This is a genomic window from Amycolatopsis sp. BJA-103 (assembly GCF_002849735.1).
Taxonomy (GTDB): Bacteria; Actinomycetota; Actinomycetes; order Mycobacteriales; family Pseudonocardiaceae; genus Amycolatopsis.
The window spans coordinates 7,026,687-7,048,845 of the sequence record NZ_CP017780.1 but is presented as its reverse complement, the minus strand read 5'-3'; the positions used below and the strand labels follow the sequence as shown (position 1 = coordinate 7,048,845).

23 protein-coding genes are annotated in these 22,159 nt (G+C 69.1%); 10 read left to right on the top strand and 13 right to left on the bottom strand.

Annotation, left to right across the window (positions count from 1 at the left end):
• Window positions 1-52 precede the first annotated feature (52 nt).
• Both BKN51_RS31295 and BKN51_RS31290 read right to left on the bottom strand, forming a co-directional pair.
• The gene (locus BKN51_RS31295) at window positions 53-853 is read right to left on the bottom strand and encodes an ABC transporter permease (protein ID WP_101611055.1); all 801 of its coding nucleotides are present in this window, start codon (window positions 851-853) and stop codon (window positions 53-55) included.
• A complete protein-coding gene (locus tag BKN51_RS31290) occupies window positions 850-1,827 on the bottom strand; it encodes an ATP-binding cassette domain-containing protein (RefSeq protein ID WP_101611054.1) in 978 nt (325 codons plus the stop codon). Before BKN51_RS31290 ends, BKN51_RS31295 begins: the two co-directional genes overlap by 4 nt.
• Before the next feature lie 181 nt (window positions 1,828-2,008).
• Between BKN51_RS31290 and BKN51_RS31285 the strand changes: the two genes are divergently transcribed.
• Together BKN51_RS31285 and BKN51_RS31280 are read left to right on the top strand one after the other, a co-directional pair.
• Window positions 2,009-2,989: an endonuclease/exonuclease/phosphatase family protein gene (locus BKN51_RS31285; protein WP_101611053.1), complete on the top strand. Its 981-nt coding sequence runs from the start codon at window positions 2,009-2,011 to the stop codon at window positions 2,987-2,989.
• A 25-nt stretch (window positions 2,990-3,014) separates the two neighbouring features.
• Window positions 3,015-3,851 carry a hypothetical protein gene (locus BKN51_RS31280; protein WP_101611052.1) on the top strand — a complete coding sequence of 279 codons (837 nt, stop codon included), beginning with the start codon at window positions 3,015-3,017 and terminating at the stop codon, window positions 3,849-3,851.
• Here the strand turns inward: BKN51_RS31280 and BKN51_RS31275 are convergent.
• Together BKN51_RS31275 and BKN51_RS31270 are read right to left on the bottom strand one after the other, a co-directional pair.
• Window positions 3,844-4,656: an SIR2 family NAD-dependent protein deacylase gene (locus BKN51_RS31275; RefSeq protein WP_101611051.1), complete on the bottom strand. Its 813-nt coding sequence runs from the start codon at window positions 4,654-4,656 to the stop codon at window positions 3,844-3,846. The genes BKN51_RS31280 and BKN51_RS31275 overlap by 8 nt on opposite strands.
• On the bottom strand, window positions 4,649-4,957 hold the full coding sequence (locus tag BKN51_RS31270) for an antibiotic biosynthesis monooxygenase family protein (protein ID WP_005165349.1): 309 nt from the start codon (window positions 4,955-4,957) through the stop codon (window positions 4,649-4,651). Before BKN51_RS31270 ends, BKN51_RS31275 begins: the two co-directional genes overlap by 8 nt.
• Window positions 4,958-5,019: 62 nt before the next feature.
• On the opposite strand from BKN51_RS31270, the gene BKN51_RS31265 reads away from it, so the two are divergent.
• Window positions 5,020-6,207: an FAD-dependent monooxygenase gene (locus tag BKN51_RS31265; protein ID WP_233222928.1), complete on the top strand. Its 1,188-nt coding sequence runs from the start codon at window positions 5,020-5,022 to the stop codon at window positions 6,205-6,207.
• A gap of 21 nt (window positions 6,208-6,228) precedes the next feature.
• Here BKN51_RS31265 and BKN51_RS31260 read toward each other — a convergent pair whose 3' ends face one another.
• Window positions 6,229-7,671, bottom strand: a complete 1,443-nt coding sequence (locus tag BKN51_RS31260; RefSeq protein WP_335645053.1) for a M1 family metallopeptidase — start codon at window positions 7,669-7,671, stop codon at window positions 6,229-6,231.
• Between BKN51_RS31260 and BKN51_RS31255 the strand changes: the two genes are divergently transcribed.
• Complete coding sequence (locus BKN51_RS31255) at window positions 7,670-8,452, top strand: alpha/beta fold hydrolase (RefSeq protein ID WP_101611048.1); 783 nt, start codon at window positions 7,670-7,672, stop codon at window positions 8,450-8,452. The two genes, BKN51_RS31260 and BKN51_RS31255, sit on opposite strands and share 2 nt — an antisense overlap.
• 17 nt (window positions 8,453-8,469) lie before the next feature.
• On the opposite strand, the gene BKN51_RS31250 is transcribed toward BKN51_RS31255, so the two are convergent.
• From BKN51_RS31250 to BKN51_RS31240, 3 genes are all read right to left on the bottom strand, one after another.
• Window positions 8,470-8,910, bottom strand: a complete 441-nt coding sequence (locus tag BKN51_RS31250) for a thioredoxin family protein (RefSeq protein ID WP_101611047.1) — start codon at window positions 8,908-8,910, stop codon at window positions 8,470-8,472.
• A gap of 31 nt (window positions 8,911-8,941) precedes the next feature.
• Entirely contained in the window at window positions 8,942-9,292 is a 351-nt protein-coding gene (locus BKN51_RS31245; protein ID WP_101611046.1) for a rhodanese-like domain-containing protein, read from the bottom strand.
• Between the two features lie 237 nt (window positions 9,293-9,529).
• Entirely contained in the window at window positions 9,530-10,456 is a 927-nt protein-coding gene (locus BKN51_RS31240) for a LysR family transcriptional regulator (RefSeq protein ID WP_233222929.1), read from the bottom strand.
• A 227-nt stretch (window positions 10,457-10,683) separates the two neighbouring features.
• Here BKN51_RS31240 and BKN51_RS31235 point away from each other — a divergent pair, with 227 nt between their 5' ends.
• Genes BKN51_RS31235 through BKN51_RS31225 form a run of 3 tightly spaced genes read left to right on the top strand, consistent with a single transcriptional unit; the run spans window position 10,684 to window position 13,684 of the window.
• Complete coding sequence (locus BKN51_RS31235) at window positions 10,684-11,370, top strand: tRNA-dependent cyclodipeptide synthase (RefSeq protein ID WP_101611044.1); 687 nt, start codon at window positions 10,684-10,686, stop codon at window positions 11,368-11,370.
• Window positions 11,371-11,372: 2 nt separating this feature from the next.
• Window positions 11,373-12,686 carry a purine-cytosine permease family protein gene (locus tag BKN51_RS31230; protein WP_101613562.1) on the top strand — a complete coding sequence of 438 codons (1,314 nt, stop codon included), beginning with the start codon at window positions 11,373-11,375 and terminating at the stop codon, window positions 12,684-12,686.
• Window positions 12,683-13,684 carry a LysR family transcriptional regulator gene (locus tag BKN51_RS31225; protein WP_101611043.1) on the top strand — a complete coding sequence of 334 codons (1,002 nt, stop codon included), beginning with the start codon at window positions 12,683-12,685 and terminating at the stop codon, window positions 13,682-13,684. Before BKN51_RS31230 ends, BKN51_RS31225 begins: the two co-directional genes overlap by 4 nt.
• Before the next feature lie 28 nt (window positions 13,685-13,712).
• Here the strand turns inward: BKN51_RS31225 and BKN51_RS31220 are convergent, their stop codons facing one another.
• Window positions 13,713-15,170 carry a M1 family metallopeptidase gene (locus BKN51_RS31220; RefSeq protein ID WP_101611042.1) on the bottom strand — a complete coding sequence of 486 codons (1,458 nt, stop codon included), beginning with the start codon at window positions 15,168-15,170 and terminating at the stop codon, window positions 13,713-13,715.
• Window positions 15,171-15,337: 167 nt separating this feature from the next.
• On the opposite strand from BKN51_RS31220, the gene BKN51_RS31215 reads away from it, so the two are divergent.
• The gene (locus BKN51_RS31215; RefSeq protein WP_101611041.1) at window positions 15,338-16,492 is read left to right on the top strand and encodes an MFS transporter; all 1,155 of its coding nucleotides are present in this window, start codon (window positions 15,338-15,340) and stop codon (window positions 16,490-16,492) included.
• Here BKN51_RS31215 and BKN51_RS31210 read toward each other — a convergent pair.
• From BKN51_RS31210 to BKN51_RS31195, 4 genes are all read right to left on the bottom strand, one after another.
• Window positions 16,437-17,402, bottom strand: a complete 966-nt coding sequence (locus BKN51_RS31210; RefSeq protein ID WP_101611040.1) for a peptidoglycan recognition protein family protein — start codon at window positions 17,400-17,402, stop codon at window positions 16,437-16,439. The two genes, BKN51_RS31215 and BKN51_RS31210, sit on opposite strands and share 56 nt — an antisense overlap.
• A gap of 88 nt (window positions 17,403-17,490) precedes the next feature.
• Window positions 17,491-18,366: an A/G-specific adenine glycosylase gene (locus BKN51_RS31205; RefSeq protein WP_101611039.1), complete on the bottom strand. Its 876-nt coding sequence runs from the start codon at window positions 18,364-18,366 to the stop codon at window positions 17,491-17,493.
• Between the two features lie 120 nt (window positions 18,367-18,486).
• Window positions 18,487-18,978: a beta-class carbonic anhydrase gene (locus BKN51_RS31200; RefSeq protein WP_101611038.1), complete on the bottom strand. Its 492-nt coding sequence runs from the start codon at window positions 18,976-18,978 to the stop codon at window positions 18,487-18,489.
• 51 nt (window positions 18,979-19,029) lie between these two features.
• Complete coding sequence (locus tag BKN51_RS31195; RefSeq protein ID WP_101613561.1) at window positions 19,030-20,130, bottom strand: LacI family DNA-binding transcriptional regulator; 1,101 nt, start codon at window positions 20,128-20,130, stop codon at window positions 19,030-19,032.
• A 200-nt stretch (window positions 20,131-20,330) separates the two neighbouring features.
• Between BKN51_RS31195 and BKN51_RS31190 the strand changes: the two genes are divergently transcribed.
• Entirely contained in the window at window positions 20,331-21,263 is a 933-nt protein-coding gene (locus tag BKN51_RS31190) for a metal ABC transporter solute-binding protein, Zn/Mn family (protein ID WP_101611037.1), read from the top strand.
• Complete coding sequence (locus tag BKN51_RS31185) at window positions 21,263-22,096, top strand: metal ABC transporter ATP-binding protein (protein WP_101611036.1); 834 nt, start codon at window positions 21,263-21,265, stop codon at window positions 22,094-22,096. Before BKN51_RS31190 ends, BKN51_RS31185 begins: the two co-directional genes overlap by 1 nt.
• Window positions 22,097-22,159 lie beyond the last annotated feature (63 nt).

Sequence of the window (22,159 nt, the reverse complement as noted above, 5' to 3'; positions counted from 1 at the left end):
CCTCCTCCCGGCGGGAGAAGGAGTCCTTCACGCGCGTTCCCCCTGACCCCCGTCAGACGCGCTTGCGGTAAGCCCAAGTGGCGAGCGGGAAGAAGACCGCGATCGCGGCCGCCATCCAGATCAGCGAGCCGGTCAGCGGCCCGGCGATCGCCCCGCCGTTCATCAGGCCGCGGAGGACGTCGGACATCTGCGTCACCGGGCTGATGTCGGCCCACGCCTTCAACCAGCCGGGCATGGTGCCGGTCGGGACGAAGACGTTGCTGCCGAAGGTCAGCGGCATGAGCACCACGAACATCAGGCCCTGCACCGCGCCGGGGCTCTTCACCAGCATCCCGACGAACACCGATGCCCAGCAGAACGCCAGCGCGAACGCGATCGCCAGCACGACGGCCAGCGCGAACTCCGCCGGACCGGTCTGGATCCGGTAGCCCATGATCGTCGCGACGATCATCAGCACGGTGATGCACACCAGGTACCGCACGACGTCGGCCAGCACGGCGCCGATCAGTGGCGCGGACCGGGCGATCGGCATCGCCCGGAACCGGTCGAACACGCCCTTCGTGACGTCGGTGTTGAGCTGGACGCCGACGGTCATGCTGGCCTGCAGGATGTTGAACACCATGATGCCGGGCACGATCATCTGGAGGTAGCCCTCGGTGCTGCCCATGATCGCGCCACCGAACAGGTAGACGAACATGACCAGGAAGATGATCGGCGCGATGGTGACGTCGGCCAGCTGTTCCGGGTTCTTGCGGATCTTCAGGATGCCGCGCCAGGCAAGGGAAAGCCCGTGCTGGACGCTGCTGGAGAGGGAAACGTGCCGTGGTGCCGCGGGCACTGCGATGGTCGTCATACCAGGCTCCCTTCCGGAGTCGTGTCCTTTGTGGACTCTTCGGGTCGCTTGCCGGTGAGCGCGAGGAACACCTCGTCGAGGCTGGGCAGCCGCAGCGCCAGTTCGTCCGCGGTGATCCCGGCTTCGTCCAGTTTGCGGACCAAGGTGGACAGCAGGACGGGGTCGGCGACGGGCGCGGTGAGCAGCCCGGTGTCGTTGTCCCGGTTCGGCTTGACCCCGGTGAGCGCGGCCAGGATGCGCTCGACGGCGTCGAGATCGGCGAGCGCGGTCGGCCGGACTTGCAGCGTCTGGCCGCCGGTCCGGCGCTTGAGCTCGTCGGCCCGCCCGTTCGCCACGACCAGCCCGCGGTCGAACACGGTGATCGTGTCGGCCAGCTGGTCGGCCTCCTCCAGGTACTGCGTGGTGAGCAGCACCGTCGTCCCGTCCGCGACCAGCGTCCGGACCACGGCCCAGACCTCGTTGCGGGCGTGCGGGTCGAGTCCGGTGGTCGGCTCGTCCAGGTAGAGCACCTTCGGACGGCCGACCAGGCTCGCGGCGAGGTCGAGCCGCCGTCGCATCCCGCCCGAGTAGGTCTTGATCGCGCGTCCGGCGGCGTCGGTCAGCTCGAACCGCTCCAGCAGATCGGCCGCGCGCTTCTTCGCGTCCGCCCTGGAGAACTCCAGCAGCCTGCCGATCAGCACGAGGTTCTCCGTGCCGGAGAGATCCTCGTCGACCGACGCGTACTGCCCGGTCAGCCCGATCATGCTGCGGACCGCCATCGGGTTCTTGACGACGTCGTGACCGAAGACGCTCGCGTGGCCGCGGTCCGGCCGGATCAAGGTGGCCAGGATCCGGACGGCGGTCGTCTTCCCCGCGCCGTTCGGCCCCAGCACCCCGACCACCTTGCCCGCCGGGACCTCCAGATCGACCCCGTCGAGTGCCTTCGTCTCCCCATAGTGCTTGACCAGGCCCTCGGCCCTGATCGCGTGCGTCATGTTTCCTCCTGTGGATCTCGCCCCGCGGACAAAGGTGCCCGCTCCGCCTGGCAGGCCGCGCACAGCGGGCTGACAGCGGCTGGCAAAACCTGATAAGCGCTGGTAGCCGCGGCGTGAGGAGGTTGTGGAGGTGTTGTGGAGACCGCCGCCACATCGGGCGTCGATCGGCATACTCGATGTCATGGTGATCGAAGAACGGGCGGTTCCCCGGACCCGCGGGAGTGCCCGGGGGAAGCTGGTCAGCGGGCTGCTCATCGGGGCGGTCGTGCCGTTCGCGGTGCTGACGGCGATGCGGCTGGTGGGCTACGACGGCAACACGTACACGATCGCGGCGCTCGCGCTGACGCCGTACGCCGGGATCGCGACGCTGGTGCTCGCCGTTCTCGCGCTGGGACTCCGCCGCTGGTGGGTCGCGGCCGTCGCCCTGGTCCTGACCTTCGCGATCGCCGCGCTGGTGCTGCCCCGCGCGTTCGCGAACGAGCAGAAGGCGCTCGGCGGGAAGCACGTCCGCGTGCTCGCGTCGAACATGCTCGGCGGACAGGCGGATCCGGCCAGGATCGTCGGTTACGTGAAGGAACACCAGGTCGACGTCCTGAGCCTGACCGAGCTGACGCCCGAGGCGATCACCGGGCTCGACCGGGCCGGGTTGTTCCGGCTCCTGCCGTTCCACGTGCTGCATCCGGCGGAGTGGGCGTCTGGCTCCGGGCTGGTGTCGAAGTACCCGCTGACGCCGCTGACGCTGAGCGGCGACTCGACCTACAAACAACCCAGTGCGGGCGTGGACCTCGGCGACGGTGTCCGGATCGAGGTCGTCGCGGTGCATCCGGCGGCGCCGATGTGGGACAGGCACGCGTGGGTCGACGAGGCCAAGGATCTGCCGTACGCCGACGCGGAGCACGACATCCGGATCCTGGCGGGCGACTTCAACGCCAGCCTCGACCACTCGGTCTTCCGTGAGCTGCTGACCAGGGGATACGTGGACGCGGCCGATCAGCTGGGGAAGGCGCTGCAGGGGACCTGGACGAACGGGGCGGTGCCGCCGGTGCCGATCGACCACGTGCTGGCGGACAAACGGGCGGCCATCGCGGACTTCAAGGTGCTGGAGACGCCCGGCAGCGATCACGATGCCGTGTACGCCGAGGTCGTGCTGCCCGGAAAGTGACCTCCCGCTGGAAAGCTCCCCGCTCATGAGGAAGCTCTGGGGACTTCTCGCGCTGCTGCCGGTCGCGGCCTGTGTGCCGGGACAGCTGCCGCCGGGTGATCCGGCCGGCGCGCTGGGCTTCGCCGCCCGGCCCGGCGAGGGACCGTCCCTCGCCCGTCAGGACCCCGCCGTCGAGATCGAACGGCTGTTCCGGCCGGGTACCGACCGGACACCGGTGGCGCTGGCCAGGGCGGGCCGGAACGTCATCGGTGTCGGGTACCGGGAGTACACCGGCGAGGAACGGTCGGTTCCGGTCGCCTGGGTGTCCGCGGATGAGGGGCGCGGCGCGCGTGAGGTCGTGTTGCCGCAGGACAGGCCGGGGTACTGGGCGCCGAGGGCGATCGCGGCCGACGGCGATCAGGTCCTCGTCGCCGGTGCCCTCGGCGCGGACGTGCGGGTGTGGGCCTCCGGTGACGCGGGCGCGACCTGGACGGTGTCGCCGGTTCCAGTGCGCTCGGGCGAGAGCTGGCTCTCCACCGTGCTCCGGGTGGACGGGAAATGGCTGCTGGCCGGGGGTTCCTCGGCCGGAGCACTGGTCATGACCGGTGGACCCGGCGCCTGGGAGCCCGTTTCGCTCGGCGAGGGCCGGATCCTCGGCGGGACGGCCGACAAGGCGGGCAAGGCGGTGCTCTTCGGGGACCGGACCGAGTGGAACCGGTCCCAGACGTCGAACCGGTCCTGTGCGGTGGTGTGGGCGTCCGGCGGCGGCTGGCAGCGAGGTGAGCTGGGCTGCCCGGCCGAGGGGATCACCACCGCGGTGACCCTCGAAGACGGGCGGGTGCTGCTGGCGAGCAACCGGGATCTGTGGATCCGGCCTAGCTGAGCAGGGCGTCCAGCGCCTTGAGGGTTTCGAGGCCGTTGCTCGCGAGTGAGATGCCGCGGCCGTGCCGGATCTGAGGTTCGCGCGGGTTGATCCGGACCAGGGCGCCGGTCGCGGCACTGGCCAGCTCCGAGTAGCGCCGCACGGTCGGCACGGCCTGCCCGGCGCCGAGTTCCACCACCACGAGATCGCGATGCGCGCGGCGCCACGCGGTCAGCTCGTCGAGCTGGGCCTGGCTGCGCTGCCCGAGCCAGTCGTAGTCACCGAACATCAGGATGTTGGGGCGCGCGAGGCCGCCGCAGCGCGGGCACGACGGCAGCGGGGCCGGGGCGCGCATCGTGTCCTCGTCGACCGGGACCTCGACGTCGTCCGACGGCCAGATCTCGGTGGTGCACCGGGAAAGGCACTGCAGGTGATGGATCGACCCGTGCGCCTCGGCCACGTGCTGATGGCCGGCCTTCTGGAACTGACCGTCCACATTGGACGTGAACGCGCGCACGCCGCCGGGTTTGCGCGAGCCCCAAGACGCCAGCAGCCGGAATCCCTCGTGCGGGACGGTGGCGCGGTACAGCGCGAGCCGGTGCCCGTAGAAACCCCAGGCCAGCTCGGGATCTTCGGCGAAATGCCGCGGGTCGGCGAGTTCGACGAAGCTGATCCCCAGCCGCTCGTACGGCGGATACGCCTTCCAGAAACCCTCGTCGCCCCGGAAATCGGGCAGGCCGGAGTCGACGCCCATGCCGGCGCCGGCGCAGACGAGCAGCGCGCCGGCGCCGTCGATCAGTTCCGCGGCTCGTTCGAGCTCACTCACCCGGCTTCGAAGCCTGGACGACCTCGAATTCCAGCAGGTTCGCCCCGCTGGAGACCGGCTTCGCGCGTTCGCCCGCGTGCGCCTCACGCGCCGGGCCGGACGCCCACGCCTGGTACGCCTCTTCGGACTCCCACTTCGTGTAGACGAAGTAGCGGCTTTCGCCGGAGACCGGGCGGAGCAGTTCGAAGCCGAGGAAGCCGGGCTGGTTGTCGACGGCGTGCAGCCGTGCGGCGAACCGCTTCTCCAGCTCGGGGCCTGCGCCCTCGGGGACCTCGATCGCGTTGATCTTCACGACAGCCATGCCGTCCACCCTACGGTGAAACTCTTTTGCGCCGCGATGTGATGCGTGGGACCTTCCGGGGAATGGCCGACACGAAGATCCTCATCTCCGGCGCGAGCGTCGCGGGCCCCGCGCTGGCGTTCTGGCTGACGCGGTACGGATTCGACGTGACCATCGTGGAGCGCGCGCCTTCGCCGCGCCCCGGCGGTCAGGCCGTCGACCTGCGCGGAACGGCCAGGGAGGTCGCCCGCCGCATGGGCCTGGACGACCGCATCCGCGCGGCGTGCACGGACACCGTTGGCGAGACGCACGTCGACCGGAAGAACCGGACGAAGGCCACCCTCCGCGCCGACGACTTCGGCGGCGACGGGGTCCTCGCCGAGATCGAGATCCTCCGCGGCGACCTGACCGAGGTGCTGTACGAGGCGACCAGGGAGCAGACGGAATACGTCTTCGGCGACCGGATCACCGCGCTGGACGAGCGGGCCGACGGCGTCGATGTCACCTTCGCCAGTGGTACGCGGAGGACGTTCGACGTGGTCATCGGGGCGGACGGGCTGCACTCCGGAGTGCGGGCGCTGGCCTTCGGCGAAGAGTCCCGGTTCGTCCGGCATCTGGGCTCGTACCTGGCGTTCTTCACCGTGCCGAACCGGCTGGGCCTGCGGAACTGGGCGATCGGCTTCGACGACGTCGGCCGGTCCGCCGGGATCCGCGCGATTCGCGACGGTGGCGAGGCGATGGCCTACTTCGGGTTCGCCTCGGAGAAGGTCGACTACGACCACCGCGACATCGAGGCGCAGAAGGCGCTGGTCCGCGGGTTCGCCGCCGGGATGGAATGGGAGGCGCCCTGGCTGCTGGAACGGCTGGACGACGCCCCCGACTTCTACTTCGACTCGTGCGCCCAGGTGGTCATGGAATCGTGGTCGCGCGGCCGGATCGGGCTGCTGGGCGACGCCGCGTTCTGCCCGTCGCCGCTCTCCGGACAGGGCACGAGCCTGGCGTTCGTCGGCGCGTACGTCCTCGCCGGGGAACTCGCCGCCGACCTCGACACCGGCCTCAAGCGGTACGAGTCGGTGATGCGCGAGTTCGTCGAGAACACGCAGGCGATGGGGCGGGCCAACGCCGAGACGATCTTCGCGAAGTCGCGGACGGCCCTGCGGATGAGGTACCTGATGATGCGGGCGATGCGGCTCAAACCGGTCGCCGCGCTGGCGTCACGGAAGATGCGGGACGTGGTGAACGGGATCGACCTGCCCGACTACCGCCACTAGAGGACTACTTGCGACAGGTGCCTAGCCCCGCAGGGTGCCCGGCAGCAGTTCGGCGTCCGGCGGGATCACCGTGCCGTGGAACCAGGCGTCGAAGAACGGCCGCAGATCCTGCTCCGAGAGCTTGATCGTGAACGCCTCGAAGTCCGCCCAGGACGCGTTGGCGTTCCGGTACGCCGCCGGCCATTCCTTCAGCAGCCGCGCGAACGCGCCTTCGCCGATCTTGCGCCGCAGCGCGTGGATGGCGAGGATCCCCTTGTCGTAGACGCCGTGGAATTCCTTTCCCGCCCCCATGCCGACCAGTTTCGGCGTCCAGAAATCCGGGCTGCCCCGCATGATCTCGAGGGCGGCGCGATAGCGGTCGTCGAGGTTCTGGCCGTCCCGCGATTCCTGCCACAGCCATTGCGCGTACGACGCGAGACATTCGTTCAGGCAGATGTCGGACCACGAATTCAGCGTCACCGAATCGCCGAACCACTGGTGTGCGGTTTCGTGCACCACGGTGATCAGGTCGGCCCATTTCGCGTAAGTCGGCCTGGTCTGGGTCTCCAGCGAGAAGTGGATGTCCTCGTCGAGGTAGATCCCGCCCGCCGCGTCCACCGGGTACGGCCCGAACTTCGAGGTCAGGAAGCCGATGATCTCCGGCAGCCGCCTGCCGGTGTCGCGCCGGTCCTCCGCGCCCGGCGCGTACGCGTTGACCAGCGGCGTCCCGTCCGGGAGCGACATCCGGTCGACGGTGAACTTGTCGATCGCCACCGTGGTCAGGTAGGCCGCCACGGGCGTGCGCTCCTGCCAGGACGTCGTGGACCAGCCGTTCGCCGAGGTCTTCTGGATCTCGCGGCCGTTCGAGATGACGGTCCAGCCGTCCGGCACCCGGGCGGTGAGGTTGAACATCGCCTTGTCGCGCGGGGTTTCGTTGACGGGATACCAGAACGACGCCGAATGCGGCTCGCCGACGATGAACGCGCCGCCGTCCTTCGACTTCTGCCAGCCGTTCTCGCTGCCGCCCGCCTTGGGGGTCGCCGAAGGGTCGCCGCCGTAGACGACCTTCGTGCGGAAGGTGGTCCCGTTCCGGATCGGTTCGGCGGGCGTCACCACCAGCTCGAATTCGCCCTCCCGGGCGAACTTCGCCGGTTTTCCCTCCACTTCAACGGATTGGACAGTCAAGCCGCGTAAGTCCAAGTTGTACCGATTGAGGTCTTGGGTCGCTTTCGCGGTCACCGTGGTGTCGCCGTCGAGACGCCCTTTCGCGGGGTCGTAAGTGATTCCGACCTGGTATTCGACCGCGTCGTAACCGCCGTTTCCGTCCATCGGGTAGTACGGATCACCCGCGCCCGCGGCACCCGGCGTCGGATTCATCGGCGGCGGTGGTGGGGGCGCCGCCGGGGGAGGATCGGCACTGCACCCGATAATCAGGGCGCAGATGACCCCCAGGACCAGACCGGCGGCGGGGACACGGCTGCGCATGGAGGGGAGCTTAGTGGTGATTCAGCGCGACGGGTTGATCACTTTCGGCGGTGACGGGCCGCCGATCGTCCTCCTGCACGGGCTGATGGGCAGGGCCACGACGTGGTGGCGGGTCGCGCGAAGGCTCGAACCGTACGGGCGTGTCCACGGTCTCGACGCGCGCGGGCACGGACGCGGACCACGTGGCGGCCCCTGGCGCACCGAGCGGTTCGCCGACGACGTCGCCGCGGTCCTGAAGACCTTCGACGAGCCCGCGGTCCTGATCGGACATTCGATGGGCGGCCTGCACGCGTGGGTCACCGCGGCGACGCATCCCGGCCTCGTCCGCGCGGTGGTCTGCGAGGACTTCGCGCCGGACCAGCGCGGGCGGACCGTCGACGACTGGCGCGGCCACTTCGAATCCTGGCCGGTCCCGTTCCGGTCACTGGCCCACGTGCGCGAATTCTTCGGCGACACCGGCGACTATTTCATCGAATGCGTCGAAGAACGCGAAGACGGTTATCACCTGATCGCCTCGCTCCCCGATCTGTACGAGATCGCGGCGGAATGGGGACGGCGGGATTTCTGGGAGTACGTCGAACGCCTCCGATGCCCGCTGCTGGCGATCGAAGGCGAACGGACGGCGATGCCGCACGGGCAGCAGGCCGAACTCGCGGCCCGCGTGCCCGGCGGCCTCGGCCGTCACATCGTCGTCGAGGGCGCCGGGCACGTCGTGCACGAAGAGGCCCCGGAGACCTACCTAGGTGCCGTCGAAGCGTTTCTCTCCGACGTCATCGGGTAGGCCCCGGAGCCACACGCTCAGCCCTTCGCCAACTGAGCGTTGATCCAGGCGCGCAGCTTCGCTTCGCCGGGGTAGCCGATGTTCCGGGAGGACGGCAGTTCCGCGCTGTTGCGGACCCCGACCAGCGTCGGGAGATACTGGATGTTGTACCGGCTGGAGAGGTCCCGGCTGCGGTCGACGTCGACCTCGCCGAGCAGGAACTTGCCGCCGTACTCACCGGCGAGCCGTTCGATGACCGGCTTCATCTGGCGGCACGGCGGGCACCAGGTCGCGCCGAAGTCCATGATGACCAGCTTCTGCTTCGAGATGTTCATGACCTCGGCGTAGTTGGCGGACGTCACCACCATCACGTTCTCGGCCGTCGGTGACGGCGCGGCCGAAGCGACGCCGGAGCCGAAACCGGTGATGAGCGCCAGCACGCCGGCCAGCACGCAGACGAATCGTTTGCATTTGGACAAGACGTTCTCCTTAGATGCGGGGTGTGTCCACTCAGGACGAAGAACCGGTCGGCAAACCGTTCGAGACCCAGTCTTCGATGCCTTCGCGGTACTTGCGGACGTTCGTGTACCCGAGCTCCAGCAGCCGCCGTCCGACGAATTCACTGTTGCGGCACGGCGTGTTCGCGCAATAGACGACGATCGCGGCGGTCTTGTCCGGGAGCACCGTCGGTGCCAGGTGATCGGTGAATTCGGCGGCCTGTTCGTACGGGAATCCCGGAATGTTGCGCGCTTCCGGGAGATGCTCCTTTTCGAAATAGGCGGCCGGCATCGTGTCGACCACCACCACAGACCCGGCCTCCATTCGGGAGAGCAGTTCCGTACGAGAGATCAACGGCAGCATGGTGCCCCTTCTCTTCACGACCGTGATTGACGATTCCCATCGTCGGCCGTCTGCCGGGACGCGCTCTAGTGCCGCCTCGACATGCCGGAGGGTTATCGAGGGGAAGGGGCCTGCGCGATGGGCGATCGCGAAGGTCCGTGAAGGCCTCCTTCCCTACCCTCAAGGTAGGCAAGGAGGCCTTCACGGAGCACGCCACCCGCGACCAGAACGCGCCCCGCCAGCCGGGCGCCGCGGCCGTCAGCCGGCGGCCAGCCGCCCGTGCCGGTGCAGCCAGGTCCGGTACGGCGCCGTCCGTTCGGCCAGCTGCCAGTACCCCGCCGTCGCCTCGCCCGCGAGTTCCCGGACGCGGGGCGCGCACGGGCCGTCCTCCCGCCAGGCCAGCACGTGCCGCACGCACATCGGCGCCCCCGCCAGCGGCCGGATGACCAGGCCGTCCGACGGCGGCCGGGTCGGCTGGACCAGTCCGACGCCGTAGCCGCCGCTGACCAGGTCTTCCCGCGCGGTGTCGATGTCCACGTCGTGGGTGATCCTGGGGTCGAAACCGTGCGCGAGACACATTTCGCGGAACACGACCCGGCAGCCGTCGCCCCCGCTCGACACGATCCAGTCCTCGCCCGCCAGTTCGGTGAGTTCGATCTCCTCGGCGTCGGCGAGCGGATGCCCGGACGGGACCGCGACGAACGACGGTTCCCTGACCAGGGTCATGGTCCGCACCTCCGGCGGCACCGGCAGCCCACGCCCGCCGCAGATCATGATCAGCGCGAGGTCGATGCCGCGGTTCGCGACCTGCGCGAGCAGCCGGGTGCGGGAGGTGTCCGCGCGCGTGCGGAACGGTTCACCCGGACGCAGGTCGCGCAGCCCGCCGAGCAGCGAACCCGTGATGGCGCTGTCGTTCCAGCCGATTCTGACCGATTCGCCGACTTCCGGTTCCTGGCGGTGGAAGTCGAGCTCCAGTTCGTCGAAGGTGAGCACGATCGCGCGCGCCCGCCGCAGGATCAGGGAACCGAGTTCGGTCGGCCGCACCCCGTGCTGGTCGCGGTGGAACAGTGAGCCGCCGACCATCCGCTCGATCCGGCGCAACTGGTGGCTGAGCGCAGGCTGCCCGAGCCCCAGCCCGGCCGCGGCACGGTTGAGACTGCCCGAGGAAGCGATTTCACAGATCACGCGAAGATGCCGAACCTGAATCTCCATGACTTCGTATACCGCGCTCCGCCCGCGTCCGGCACCCCCGAAGGTCGCGGCGATTCAACCGTTGTCCCGCAGGCACGAAAGATCGTCGAATTCCTATAACGCGATGACAGCCACGATCGGCAATACCGCGGATTACCCGCCGTGGCTACGTTCGGTCGACGCCTCAACTCCGGCGCATATCACGCGAATCAGGAGCCGTCTTGCTGCGACCACAGCCGCTCACCGAGCATTGTACCGATCCGCTGGCGCGCGCCGAGCACGTTTGCATCGGCGTCAGCCCGTTCAACAGCTATTTCACCGTGGACCGGATCGCCGATCTCGCCCGCTGGGCCATGTCGGCCTTTCAGGGCTTTCATTTCTTCGTCCCGGACGGGCCGTCCGCGTTCACCCTCGAAGCCCTCGGCTACGACCCGGTTCGCGCGGCGCAGAAGGCGCAGCGGCAAGGCAACTACACGCGCAACAAGATCGTCCGGGCGTTGCAGCAGGTCTGCCCGTCGGATCCGCACACCCTGATCCTGGACGCCGCGGTGCTCGAAACCGATCGCGCGTACCTCGGCCTGCTTTCCGAGGCACACCAGCGGTTCGCCACCGACCCGGAGTTCTCCGAGCAGTGCCTCGGCGCCACCGGCTGGGTGCTGGACCGGCGGCTGCCCGAAGGCGAACACCCCAGCCGTGACCAGCTGCGCAGCGCGGTCCGGTACTTCCTGGCCGAGTTGCCGATGTTCGTCGGCACCGTCGCGGTCGCCGGGGTCGAAAGCTCCGTTTTCGCCTACCACCAGCGGGTCGGGTTCCTCGAACGGCTGTACCGCGGCGAACTCTCCTGGCGGCCACTGCCGGGTCAGGGATTCGTCGTCCTCGAACAAGCCGTCCCGGAACGGGCGGAGTGACCGTGGAACACGACGACTTCTCCCTGCGCCGGGTACCCGCCGAACGCCGTTACTCCTGGGTTTCCGTCGCGCTGCAACGGTTCGGGCAGGTCTCCTCGTTCCACCAGTTCCTGCTCGGGGCGGTACTCGGGTTCGGCATGACCTTCTGGAACGCGGTACTGGCCATCACGATCGGTTCGGTACTGCTGGAGATCATCACCATCCTGATGGGCATCGCCGGCACCCGGGAAGGGCTGTCCACGTCGGTGCTCGCGCGCTGGACCGGATTCGGCACCGGCGGGTCCTCGCTGGTCGGGCTGCTCATGACGCTGAGCCTGGCAGGCTGGTTCGGGGTGCAGAACGACGTGTTCGCCCACGGCCTCCACGCCTTGATGGGCGGCCCGCCGGTCTGGGTGTGGGCGCTCGCGGGCGGCGCGCTGGTCACCGCGATCGTCGTGTTCGGCTTCCACGCGATGGCCTGGACGGCGTACCTGACGGTGCCCGCTTTCCTCGCGCTGGCAGGGTATTCGATCGTCACCGCACTCGACGACCATTCGCTGCCCGCGTTGATGGCCGAGCCGCCGCCGGGGCCGGCGATGTCGCTCGCGCAGGGCACCACGCTGGTGGCGGGCGCGTTCATCATGGGCGCGATCATGACCCCGGACATGACCCGGTTCAACCGGACCGCGTCCGACGTGGTGAAACAGACCTTGGTCAGCATCACCCTCGGCCAGTACCTGATCGGCCTGATCGGGGTTCTGCTCGCGCACGCGGCGAAAAGCGCCGACGTGGTCGGGATCATCACCTCGTCGTCCGGGGTGCTCGGCACGCTGATCCTGGTCACCGCGATCCTGAAGATCAACGACTGGAACCTCTACTCCTCCTCGCTCGGGCTGGTGAACACCGTGCAGGTGCTGCTGTCCCGGCGGCTCGACCGCACCACCGCGACCCTGCTGCTCGGCGGTCTCGGCACGGTGCTCTCCGCGATCGGCATCCTCGACCATTTCACCACTTTCCTGACCTGGGTCGGCGTGCTCACGCCACCGGTGGCCGGAGTGGTGATCGCCGAGTACTACGTGGTCCGGCGCTGGAAACCGGATCTGGACGCCACCCGCGCGTCCGGGGAACTGCCGTCGTCTTGCCCGTCCTGGGTTCCCGTCGCGCTGATCTGCTGGGTGGCCGGTGCCACGGTGGGTGCCTGGCTGCCGTGGGGAATTCCCACGGTGAATTCCGTTTTCGGCGCCTTTCTCCTGTATGTTCTTCTGGGCAGACGGACCAGGGTCACGGGCGGTTCCGTGGCGATGACTTCTTCCGACGGGGCGAAAACCCGTACGTGACAAAGGAGTTCGACGTCGTACAGCTTGATGTTCACCACCTGCGGGTGATCCGGGCGATCGCGGACACGGGCAGCCTTTCCCGTGCCGCGATCGCTCTCGGCGTCACCCAGCCCGCCGTTTCCGCGCAGCTCAAACGTTTGGAGAACATGCTGGGCTATCAGTTGTTCGATCGGCGGGAAGGCAGCGTGACACCGACGCCGATGGGCGAGCTGCTGTTGCGGCGGACCGCCGCTTTGCTGCCACAGCTGGACAAACTGCTCGAAGACATCGAGCAGCGCGTCTGTCCCAGCGGCCCGCCCGACGTCGTCCGGGTGGCGTCCGTGGCCAGCGCGCTGGTCGCGCATCTGCCGTCGCTGGTGCACCGGTTGTGGCCCGAGGTCTCCGAGGTACAGGTCGTGCACGACGACCACCCCGAGCGGCTGCTGCCGTTGCTGGCCCAGCGGCGCGCGGAATTGGGGCTGGTCAAGGAATATCCGGGATACGAGCTCGAAATCCCCGCGAGTGTGGACACCGCGGTGGTGGTGACCGAGCCGACCTTCGTCCTGCTGCCGGAAGGACATCCGCTGGCCCGCGAGGAGGTCGTCGACCTGCGTGCGCTGCGGGACGAATCCTGGGTGATGGTGTCGGATTCCTCGGCGGCCACGTTCACCAAGTACTTCGCCGACACCTGCGCGCGGTACGGCTTCAGCCCGTCGGTCGCCCATCAGGTGACCTCGCAGCAGGTGGCGCTCATGGTCGTCCGGGCGGGCGCGATCGGCCTGTCACAGCCGATCTGCGATCCGCGGAACCTCGGCGTCGTGACCCGGCCTCTGCTCGGGGATGTGTTGCCGCGCAGGCATGTTCTCGCCTGGAACCGGGAGACCTTCGTGGCGGGGCGACGGGAGGAACTGCTCGCCGCCGTGGTCGAAACGTACTGGGCCGAGGCGAGGACGGCCCCGGTTTACGCCGGATACCTGGAGTCCCACGGTGACTTGGGGACCCGCCCGGACGACGGATGATCGGGTCACGTCGTCCGGGCGGGGGTTCTCATCGCGAGGGGCGCAGCGGCCCGGGATAGAGGAGCTCGTCCGGCGGCCGCACCGTGCCGTCCAGCCACGCGTGGTTGAACGCGCCGAGATCGAGCTGGGTCATCGCGGAGACGTAGAGCTCGAAGTCGTGCCAGTTCTGGTTGCCCTGCGGGTTGATCATCGGGAAGCCCGCCATGATCTGGAAGAACCCGTCGTCGCCGATCGTGCGGCGCAGCGCGTGCACCATCAGCACGGCCTTGGTCGTGGGCGCGAATTCGGTTCCCTTGCCCGGATCGGTGATCTTGGGCGCCCAGAAACCGGTGTCACCGCTCACCTTGGCGACCATTTCGCGGTAGCGCCGGTCGAGGTCGACGCCGTTCTTGGCCTCGTCCCACAGCCACACCGCGTACTGCGCGATCGACTCGGGCATCAGCGTGTCGCGCCACATCTTGCCGCTCACCCCGGCTCCCCACCACTGGTACGCGGTGGCGTACACCAGATCGGCGATGGTGGCCGTGCGGCCGTACACCGGCCGGGTCTGGGCGCCGTGCGTGTAACCGAGAGAACGGTCGAGGAACAGTCCGCCCGCCGCCGATTGCGGGTAGTCGCCGAACTTCCCGGTGAGGAACTCCAGCACCTCAGGCAGCTGTCCGCCGATCTTCCGTTTGTCGACGGCGCACGGGTGGTAGGCGTTGATCGCGGTCCGGCCACCGGGAAGCGTGATCCGCTCGACCTCCCAGCGCCCGATGCCGAGCATCGCCGTGCTCGGCGCCAGTGCGGTGTCCTCCGACCAGGTGACGGTGTGCCGTCCGAAGCCGGCGGGCACGTCTGAGACCGGTAAACCGTTGCCCAGCACGGAGAATTCGTCCAGGACGGTGACGGAGACACGCAGGGTCGCTTTGTCGACCTCGGTGCCGTTGACGGGGAACCAGGTCATTGCCGAACGCGGCTGGCCGGTGGCGACGGCGGAATCGCCGGGGGTGCCCAGCCAGCCGACGCGGCCACGCGCCGTGCCGATCGGCTCCGGGCGCCCGTCGTAACCGACCACCACGGTGAACCGGGTGCCTTCGGCCAGCGGGGTCCGCGGGGTGATCACCAGCTCGTGTTCACCCGCCCGCCGGAACGCGGCGGGCACCCCGTCGACGGTCACCGAGCGCACGGTGAGGCCGCGCAGGTCGAGGTCGAACCGGCTGAGGTCCTGGGTGGCCGTCGCGGTGATCGTCGCCTTGCCGTTCAACAGCATCGAGTACGGCGAGTAGTCCAGCGCGAGCGCGTACTTGTCGACGTCGTAACCGCCGTTGCCGTCCTTCGGGTAGTAAGGATCGGCGCCGAGGACGGTACCGTCGGGTGAAACGTGCACGTACCCGTCACTGCCGGGTGCCGGCTGAGCCGCGGCCGGAGCCTGGCAGGTGCCGATCATCGTGGTGGCGAGCAGCGCGGTGCACAAGGGCTCCTGCCACCGAATCCGCACGGTCATGAACGAGCCTTCTCTCTACGGGGGAGGATGCCCGGCCATCGTGCGTGCGCCCGCGCCGCGCGCGGCACTGTCAGCCGGGCATGCCACGGGGTTATCCCGGCCGATAACCCCACGGCATATCCGCCCGGGACTACCCCGCGCCGCACCGGGGAAGAGATCGTCGGGGCATGCTGCCCATCCCCGCGCTGCTCGCGCTGACGACGACGGTCTTCCTCGGCTGCCTCACCGAAGTGCTGCCCGCCGGGCTGCTGCTGGGCATGTCCGAAGACCTGGGCGTTTCCCCGTCGGCGACCGGGCAGCTGGTGACGGTGTACGCGATCACCACCGCGCTGACCGCCATCCCGCTCACCAGCGCGACACTCCGGGTCCCGCGCAAACGGTTGCTCCTGCTGTTGATCGCCGGTTTCCTGGTGACCAACCTGCTGATCGCCGTGTCCTCGTCGTATCCGCTGATCCTGGCCGCGAGGATCTTCTCCGGCGCGCTGACCGGGGTGATGTGGTCTCTCGTCGCCGGTTACGCGATGCGTCTCGCCCCGCCGGGACTCACCGGGCGTGCGCTGGCCGTGGCCATGTCCGGCACCCCGATCGGGTTCGCCCTCGGCGTGCCCGCCGGTACCGCGCTCGGCGAACTGGCCGACTGGCGCTGGGCCTTCGCCGCGATGGCGCTGATCACCGTGCCGCTGATGGCGTGGGTGATGGCCGTGGTGCCCGCCGTCCCCGCGGATCCGGCGGCGTCCACCCGGCCGCTGGCCGCGTCCAGACTGCCCGGAATGCGGCCCGTGCTGGCGACGGTGGCGCTGTTCTCCTTGGGGCACAACGTGGCCTACACCTACATCGGCCCGGTTCTCGCCGGGCTGGACGTGGCGGGGATGCTGGGCGTGGCGCTGCTGGTGTTCGGCTGCGCGACGGTCGGCGGGCTGGTCGTGGTGGGTACCGCGCTCGACCGCCATCCGCGTGCCGTGCTGATGTTCTGCACCGGCGCGACGGCCGCCGCCATCGTCCTGCTGGGGATCAGCGACGGTGTCCACGGCCTGGTGCTGACCGCCGCCGCGCTGTGGGGGCTGGCGTTCGGCGGCGCGCCCACCGCGTTCCAGGCGGTGACCGCGCTGATCGCGGGCCCCACGGCCGACGCCGCCCAGTCGCTCACCATCGCGGCCTGGAACGGCGCCGTCGCCGGGGGCGCGCTCATCGGCGGTCTGCTGCTGCCGCTGGGAACGTCGTCGCTCCCTTGGGTCGCCGCCTTCGTGATCCTCTTGCCGCTGGCGTTCAGCCGGCGAGTCGTGCTTTCAGCGCCCGCAGATCGGTCCCGGGCCCTACGATGAGCGGCCAGACGTCGGAGCCGAGGAACCCGGTCTCGTCGGTCGCCGCCGTCGCGCCGCAGAGGTCGCGCTCCAGCCCGTGCTTCGCCGCCAGCGTGCTGACCGCGTCCTTTGTGGACTGTCCGAACAGGCCGTCGGTGGGGACGGCGAAACCACGTGCCCGCAGGAGTTCCTGGGCCACCCGCACCCGCGGTCCGGTGTCGCCGGGTTTGAGCAACGGCCACTCGGGCAGGTCGGCCTTCGGTGACGCCGAGCCCAGCAGGCCGCCGACGGCGGTGCGCAGCTCCGGAAGCCGGTTGTACAGCACGGTTCCCGGGCATTCGGTCGAGTTGAAGTCCCGGTGTCCCTTGATGAACTGCGGCGAGATCCCGTACTGCGACGCGATGTACGCGACCATCTTCACCAGCGAGTCCCAGAGCGCCGGTGTGACGTTCTCGGTGCTGTAGAGGCCTTCGTTCTCGATCCCGATGCAGGTGCTGTTGTTGTTGCCCACGTTCGCGCCCAGCACGTGCTTCGTGCCGCCGCGCAGCACTTCCAGGCTGCGGTGGCGGCCTTCGGTGATGTGCCCGCCGCGGCTGTTCGTGAACTGCTGGCCGCTGTCCACCCAGCCGCGGGTGTCCATGTGGAAGTTCTGGATCGCCCGTGACGCCCAGAAGGCGTGTTCGAGCGAATAGTCGGTGACGTTGCCGGGATCGACCGTGTGGTGCACGACGATGTACGTCGGCTTGTGGTTCTGCACCTCGATCGTCCCGTTCGGAGGCCGGGCGCTCCAGGCCGCCGTGTCATGGATCTTCGGTTCTGCTGCCCCAGGCGCCGCTACGGCGGCGGCGGAAAACGTTGTCGTCCCCAGTAGCCCGACGGCACTTACCGTCAGGCCGCCCTTGAGCGCGGTACGTCGGTCGAAGTCGGCCACGGGCGTAGCTCCCATCATGCGCGTTGGCCGGAAAACTAACCCGCCATCGCGTCGTTGACAACCATTGACCAACTTTTGTCGTAATGCGTTAGTGTTCCCCGGGGAGGGCGAACAGGCCGTCGCCGGTCTGTTCGAGCAGGCCGTCGACCAGCAGGGAGTCGAGGCAACGGTCGCGCTGCCCGGATTCGTCCCAGACGAGATCGAGCCGCGCCTTCTCGACCGGGCCTTCGGTTCCGCGCAGGACGTCGAGCAACAGCCCCCGCACCTGGCGATCGGTCCCCGCGAACTTCTGGACCTGCTTCGCGGGTCCGGCGTAGGCGGGTTTGCCCGCGTGCTGCCAGGCGCAGTCGTCGTAGATCGGGCAGTCCGCGCAACGCGGCGAGCGGGCGGTGCAGACGAGCGCGCCGAGTTCCATCAGCGCCGCCGAGAGTTTCGCGGCGGGCGCGTCTTCCTTCGGCAGCAGGGCCTCGACGTCGGCCATGTCGCGGGTGTTCGACGGCGGCCCGGCGTCACCCGCGCCGTGCACCGCTCTCGCCACCACGCGCCGGACGTTCGTGTCCACCACCGGTGCCCGCTTGCCGTAGGCGAAGGCCGCGACCGCGCGCGCGGTGTAAGCGCCGATACCGGGCAACGCGAGCAGAGTGTCCACATCGGACGGAACGACGTCACCGTGTTCGGCGGCGATGACGGCCGCCGCCGCGTGCAGCCGCAACGCGCGGCGCGGATAGCCGAGTTTGCCCCAGGCGCGCACGACCTCGCCCTGGGACGACGCCGCCAGCGCCGACGGCACCGGCCAGCGCGCCATCCATTCGAGCCAGATCGGCTGGACCCGCGCGACCGGCGTCTGCTGCAACATGATCTCGCTGACGAGCACACCCCAGGCGGTGCATTCCGGCTCACGCCAGGGCAGATCGCGCCCCACTTCGTCGAACCATCCGGTCAGCACATCCGCGTCGACGCCCACCCTGCCAGCTTAAAAGGTGAGCCCGCGCGGCCACCCTTGGGGCTGAAGGGGCCTTTCTCCTCGTCTTACGTGGTGAAGGGCGCTTTCACCGCGTCGCATGCGGTGAAAGTCCCCTTCAGCTCACGCGACCTCGGACAACCGCCCTGTCTTCACGTCGTAGACGAAACCGCGGACGTTGTCCCGGTGCGGAAGGAAGTCGCTGCGCCGGACGCGCTGCACCGACCGGCGCACGCTGTCCTCGACCTCGCGGAACGCCTCGACGGCCCAGGTCGGGCGCAGTCCGGTGCTCTCTTCGAGCTCGTCCTTGAAGTCGTCTTCGGTGACCATGGACAGGCCGCATTCGGTGTGCTGGACGATCAGCACCTCGCGCGTGCCCAGTTTCCGCTGGCTCAGCGCGAGCGAACGGATCATGTCGTCGGTGACGACACCGCCGGCGTTGCGCAGGACGTGGGATTCGCCCTGGAGCAGGCCGAAGATCTCGAACACCCGGATACGGGCGTCCATGCAGGTCAGAACCGCCACCTGGAGTGAGGGCCTCGGGGACGAACGGTCACCAGGAGTGACGTCGCCCAGCTCCTGGTTTCGCTTGAGAAGTACGTCTATTGAGGTCACACGACCATTTGAACGGACACGCTCGGTGAGAGCAACGCTTTACGGGCTACATCACGGCCCGAACCAGCGTTCTTCGGCCGTTCGTGGCGGCGCCGACGTGCGGCCGACCCGCAGTTCGGTCTGCAGGGTGATCACCTTCGGCCCGACCCGGTCGGCCGAGCTGAGCAGCAGCTTGCCCGCCGCCTTGCCCTTCTCGAGTACCGGCTGGTGGACCGTGGTGAGCCCGGATCGCTCGGCCTCGGTGATGCCGTCGAAACCGGTGACCGTCAGATCCTGCGGCACCCGCAGTCCACGGCGTTCCGCCTCGGCCAGCGCGCCGAGCGCGAGGATGTCCGAAGTGCAGATCACGGCGGTGACCTGCGGATACGCGTCGAGCAGCTGGCGCGCGGCCGACGCGCCGTCGTCCACGGTGTGGTCGAAGCGTTCGACCACCGGCACGGTCGACCAGTCGACACCGGCCGCGGAGAACGCGGCGGCCAGCGCCTCCAGCCGGATCCGCTGCACGTGGAAGTGCGCGGCGCTCTGCCGCTGGATGGAGACGAAGTCGTCGTTGCGCTCGCGGCCCAGCCGCATGCACAGCACGCCGATCTGCCGGTGGCCCAGCGAGATGAGGTGCTGCGCCATGGCGGTGACCGCGGCCGCGTCGTCCGGGCCGACCCGGTCGACGCCGTCCACGCGCGGCTGGTCGACGATCACCGTCGGCACCGGGCGCTCCAGCACGGCGCCCAGATGCGGGTCGTCGTCGGGCACGGAATAGACGACGAAGCCGTCGACGCCCGCGCGGTGCACGGCCGCGACGTCCTCGCGGCCCGGGCTGGCCGGGACCAGGTGCAGGCCGACGCCCGCGTCCTCGCACGCCAGCGCGAGCCCTTCGAGCACGCCGATGGCGGCCGGGTCGCGGAAAGCGTAGGAGAGGTTCTCGGTGAGCAAAAGACCGACAGCACCCGCCTTGCGCGTTCGCAGTGATCGGGCCACCGGGTCCGGGCCCGGGTAGCCGAGGCGGCGCGCGGTCTCGAGGACGCGTCGGCGCAGCTCAGGGGACAACTGGTCCGGTCGGTTGTAGGCATTGGAGACGGTGGTCCTCGACACACCGAGCTCTGCGGCCAACGACGCCAGTGTCGCCTGCCTCCTGGTGCGGATAGGACGGCCCATCCGCAAACCGTAACGGTTCAGAACGTTTTGCAGAAGCATCACCCGACGTGTGGCAGGTCTCGATTCAGAGTGACCCTGGGTACAGCTCGTACCTGGACAGGGGGTGCCATCAGCCGGATGGGGTACAGTTGAATCTGACAACGGTTTCCATTACCCGGCATCTGGGACACCTGGCCTGGGCATCCGCAGGAGTGCAGTAAATGAATTCCCGCCGTACTAAGAGTGTTTTCGCGGCCGTGTCGGCCCTGGCCGTCCTCGCGCTCGGCGCGACGGCTTGCGCGTCCGGCGACAAGGCGTCGACGGCGTCCGGTTCGCAGAACGCCGCCGCCGCGAACCCGGGTGGCGGCGAGAAGATCAAGGTCGTCGCCTCGACCGACGTCTGGGGCAGCGTCGTGACCGCCGTCGGCGGCGACAAGGTCGAGGTCACCTCGATCATCCACGACCCCTCGGCCGACCCGCACTCCTACGAGACCACCGCGAGCGACGCCATCGCCGCGAAGAACGCGAAGCTGACCCTGTCCAACGGCGGCGGCTACGACGAGTTCTTCTCGAAGCTCGCGGACCAGGCCGCCGGCGCGCAGAAGCTCGTCGCCGTCGACATCGCCGCGACCGGCAACGAGAACGAGCACGTCTGGTACAGCCTGCCCGGCGTCGAGAAGATCGCCGACCAGGTCGCCGCGAAGCTCGGCGAGATCCAGCCCGCGTCGAAGGACGCCTTCACCGCCAACGCGACCGCGTTCAAGGGCAAGACCCAGGAACTGCTGAAGAAGGTCACCGGGCTGGGAGCCTCGGGCGGCAAGGTCGTCGCGACCGAGCCCGTCGCGCACTACCTGCTCGACAGCGCGAAGGTCACCGACGCGACGCCGCCCGCCTTCGCCGAGGCCGTGGAAGCCGAGCAGGACGTGCCCGCCGCCGCGCTCAACCAGGTCAAGCAGCTGATTTCCGGCAAGCAGGTCAAGGCGCTGATCAACAACGCGCAGACCACCACCCCGGTCACCCAGCAGGTCGTCGGCGACGCCAAGAGCGCCGGGATCGCGGTCGTCGACGTCACCGAAACACTTCCCCAGGGTGTGACCGACTACATTGCATGGATGACGAAGTCGGTGGACGCGCTGGCGGGGGCACTGAAGTAGTGACCTCCGTACCTGCCGAGGCGCGTGCGTGCGTCCGTGTCCGCGGGGCGAGCCTCGCGTTCGGCACCAGGACCCTCTGGTCCGGGCTCGACCTCGACGTCGAGCCCGGTGAGTTCCTCGCGATCCTGGGGCCGAACGGCTCCGGGAAGAGCAGCCTGCTCAAGGTGCTGCTCGGTCAGCAGGGATTGCCCGAGGGCACGGTCGAGATCGCGGGGCGGCGCCCCGGCGGGCAGAACCGGCGGATCGGTTACATCCCGCAGCAGCGCGCCCTCGACGAGGGCCTGACGATGCGCGGGGTGGATCTGGTCGGCCTCGGCCTGGACGGGCACCGGTGGGGGACCGGGCTCTTCGGGATCGCGAAACGGCGGCAGCTGGTGGCGCGGGCGATCGAGTCCGTCGGCGCCCAGGCGTACGCGAAACAGCCGGTGGGGCGGCTTTCCGGCGGCGAGCAGCAGCGGCTCCGTGTCGCGCAGTCGCTCGTCGGCGACCCCGAGGTCCTGCTGTGCGACGAGCCGCTGCTCTCGCTCGACCTCGCCCACCAGCGCGCGGTCAGCGAACTGATCGACGAGCGACGGCGTTCGTCCGACACCGCCGTCCTGTTCGTCACCCACGAGATCAACCCGATCCTGTCCTATGTGGACAGGGTGCTCTATCTGGTGAACGGCCAGTTCCGGGTCGGCAAGCCGGACGAGGTGATGAACTCGGAGACACTGTCCGAGCTGTACGGCACGCGGATCGAGGTGCTCAAGGTCGGCGGGCAGATCCACGTCGCCGGGGCGCAGAGCTCGCTGTGCGAGGACGAACCGCACCACATCGACGAACAGGTCAGCTAGCGCAAGTGGCAGACGAAGTGAGGTTATTCGTGCGGCTTGGACCACACGCGGAACCCGCCCCGG

Bases quoted from the DNA above. Each gene is read 5' to 3' on its own strand.
- BKN51_RS31265 (WP_233222928.1), top strand. From the start codon at position 5,020: ATGGCCGACACGAAGATCCTCATCTCCGGCGCGAGCGTCGCGGGCCCC.
- BKN51_RS31295 (WP_101611055.1), bottom strand. From the start codon at position 853: ATGACGACCATCGCAGTGCCCGCGGCACCACGGCACGTTTCCCTCTCC.
- BKN51_RS31255 (WP_101611048.1), top strand. From the start codon at position 7,670: ATGGAGGGGAGCTTAGTGGTGATTCAGCGCGACGGGTTGATCACTTTC.
- BKN51_RS31260 (WP_335645053.1), bottom strand. From the start codon at position 7,671: ATGCGCAGCCGTGTCCCCGCCGCCGGTCTGGTCCTGGGGGTCATCTGC.
- BKN51_RS31290 (WP_101611054.1), bottom strand. From the start codon at position 1,827: ATGACGCACGCGATCAGGGCCGAGGGCCTGGTCAAGCACTATGGGGAG.
- BKN51_RS31270 (WP_005165349.1), bottom strand. From the start codon at position 4,957: ATGGCTGTCGTGAAGATCAACGCGATCGAGGTCCCCGAGGGCGCAGGC.
- BKN51_RS31245 (WP_101611046.1), bottom strand. From the start codon at position 9,292: ATGCTGCCGTTGATCTCTCGTACGGAACTGCTCTCCCGAATGGAGGCC.
- BKN51_RS31215 (WP_101611041.1), top strand. From the start codon at position 15,338: ATGCTGCCCATCCCCGCGCTGCTCGCGCTGACGACGACGGTCTTCCTC.
- BKN51_RS31190 (WP_101611037.1), top strand. From the start codon at position 20,331: ATGAATTCCCGCCGTACTAAGAGTGTTTTCGCGGCCGTGTCGGCCCTG.
- BKN51_RS31280 (WP_101611052.1), top strand. From the start codon at position 3,015: ATGAGGAAGCTCTGGGGACTTCTCGCGCTGCTGCCGGTCGCGGCCTGT.
- BKN51_RS31285 (WP_101611053.1), top strand. From the start codon at position 2,009: ATGGTGATCGAAGAACGGGCGGTTCCCCGGACCCGCGGGAGTGCCCGG.
- BKN51_RS31195 (WP_101613561.1), bottom strand. From the start codon at position 20,130: ATGGGCCGTCCTATCCGCACCAGGAGGCAGGCGACACTGGCGTCGTTG.
- BKN51_RS31220 (WP_101611042.1), bottom strand. From the start codon at position 15,170: ATGACCGTGCGGATTCGGTGGCAGGAGCCCTTGTGCACCGCGCTGCTC.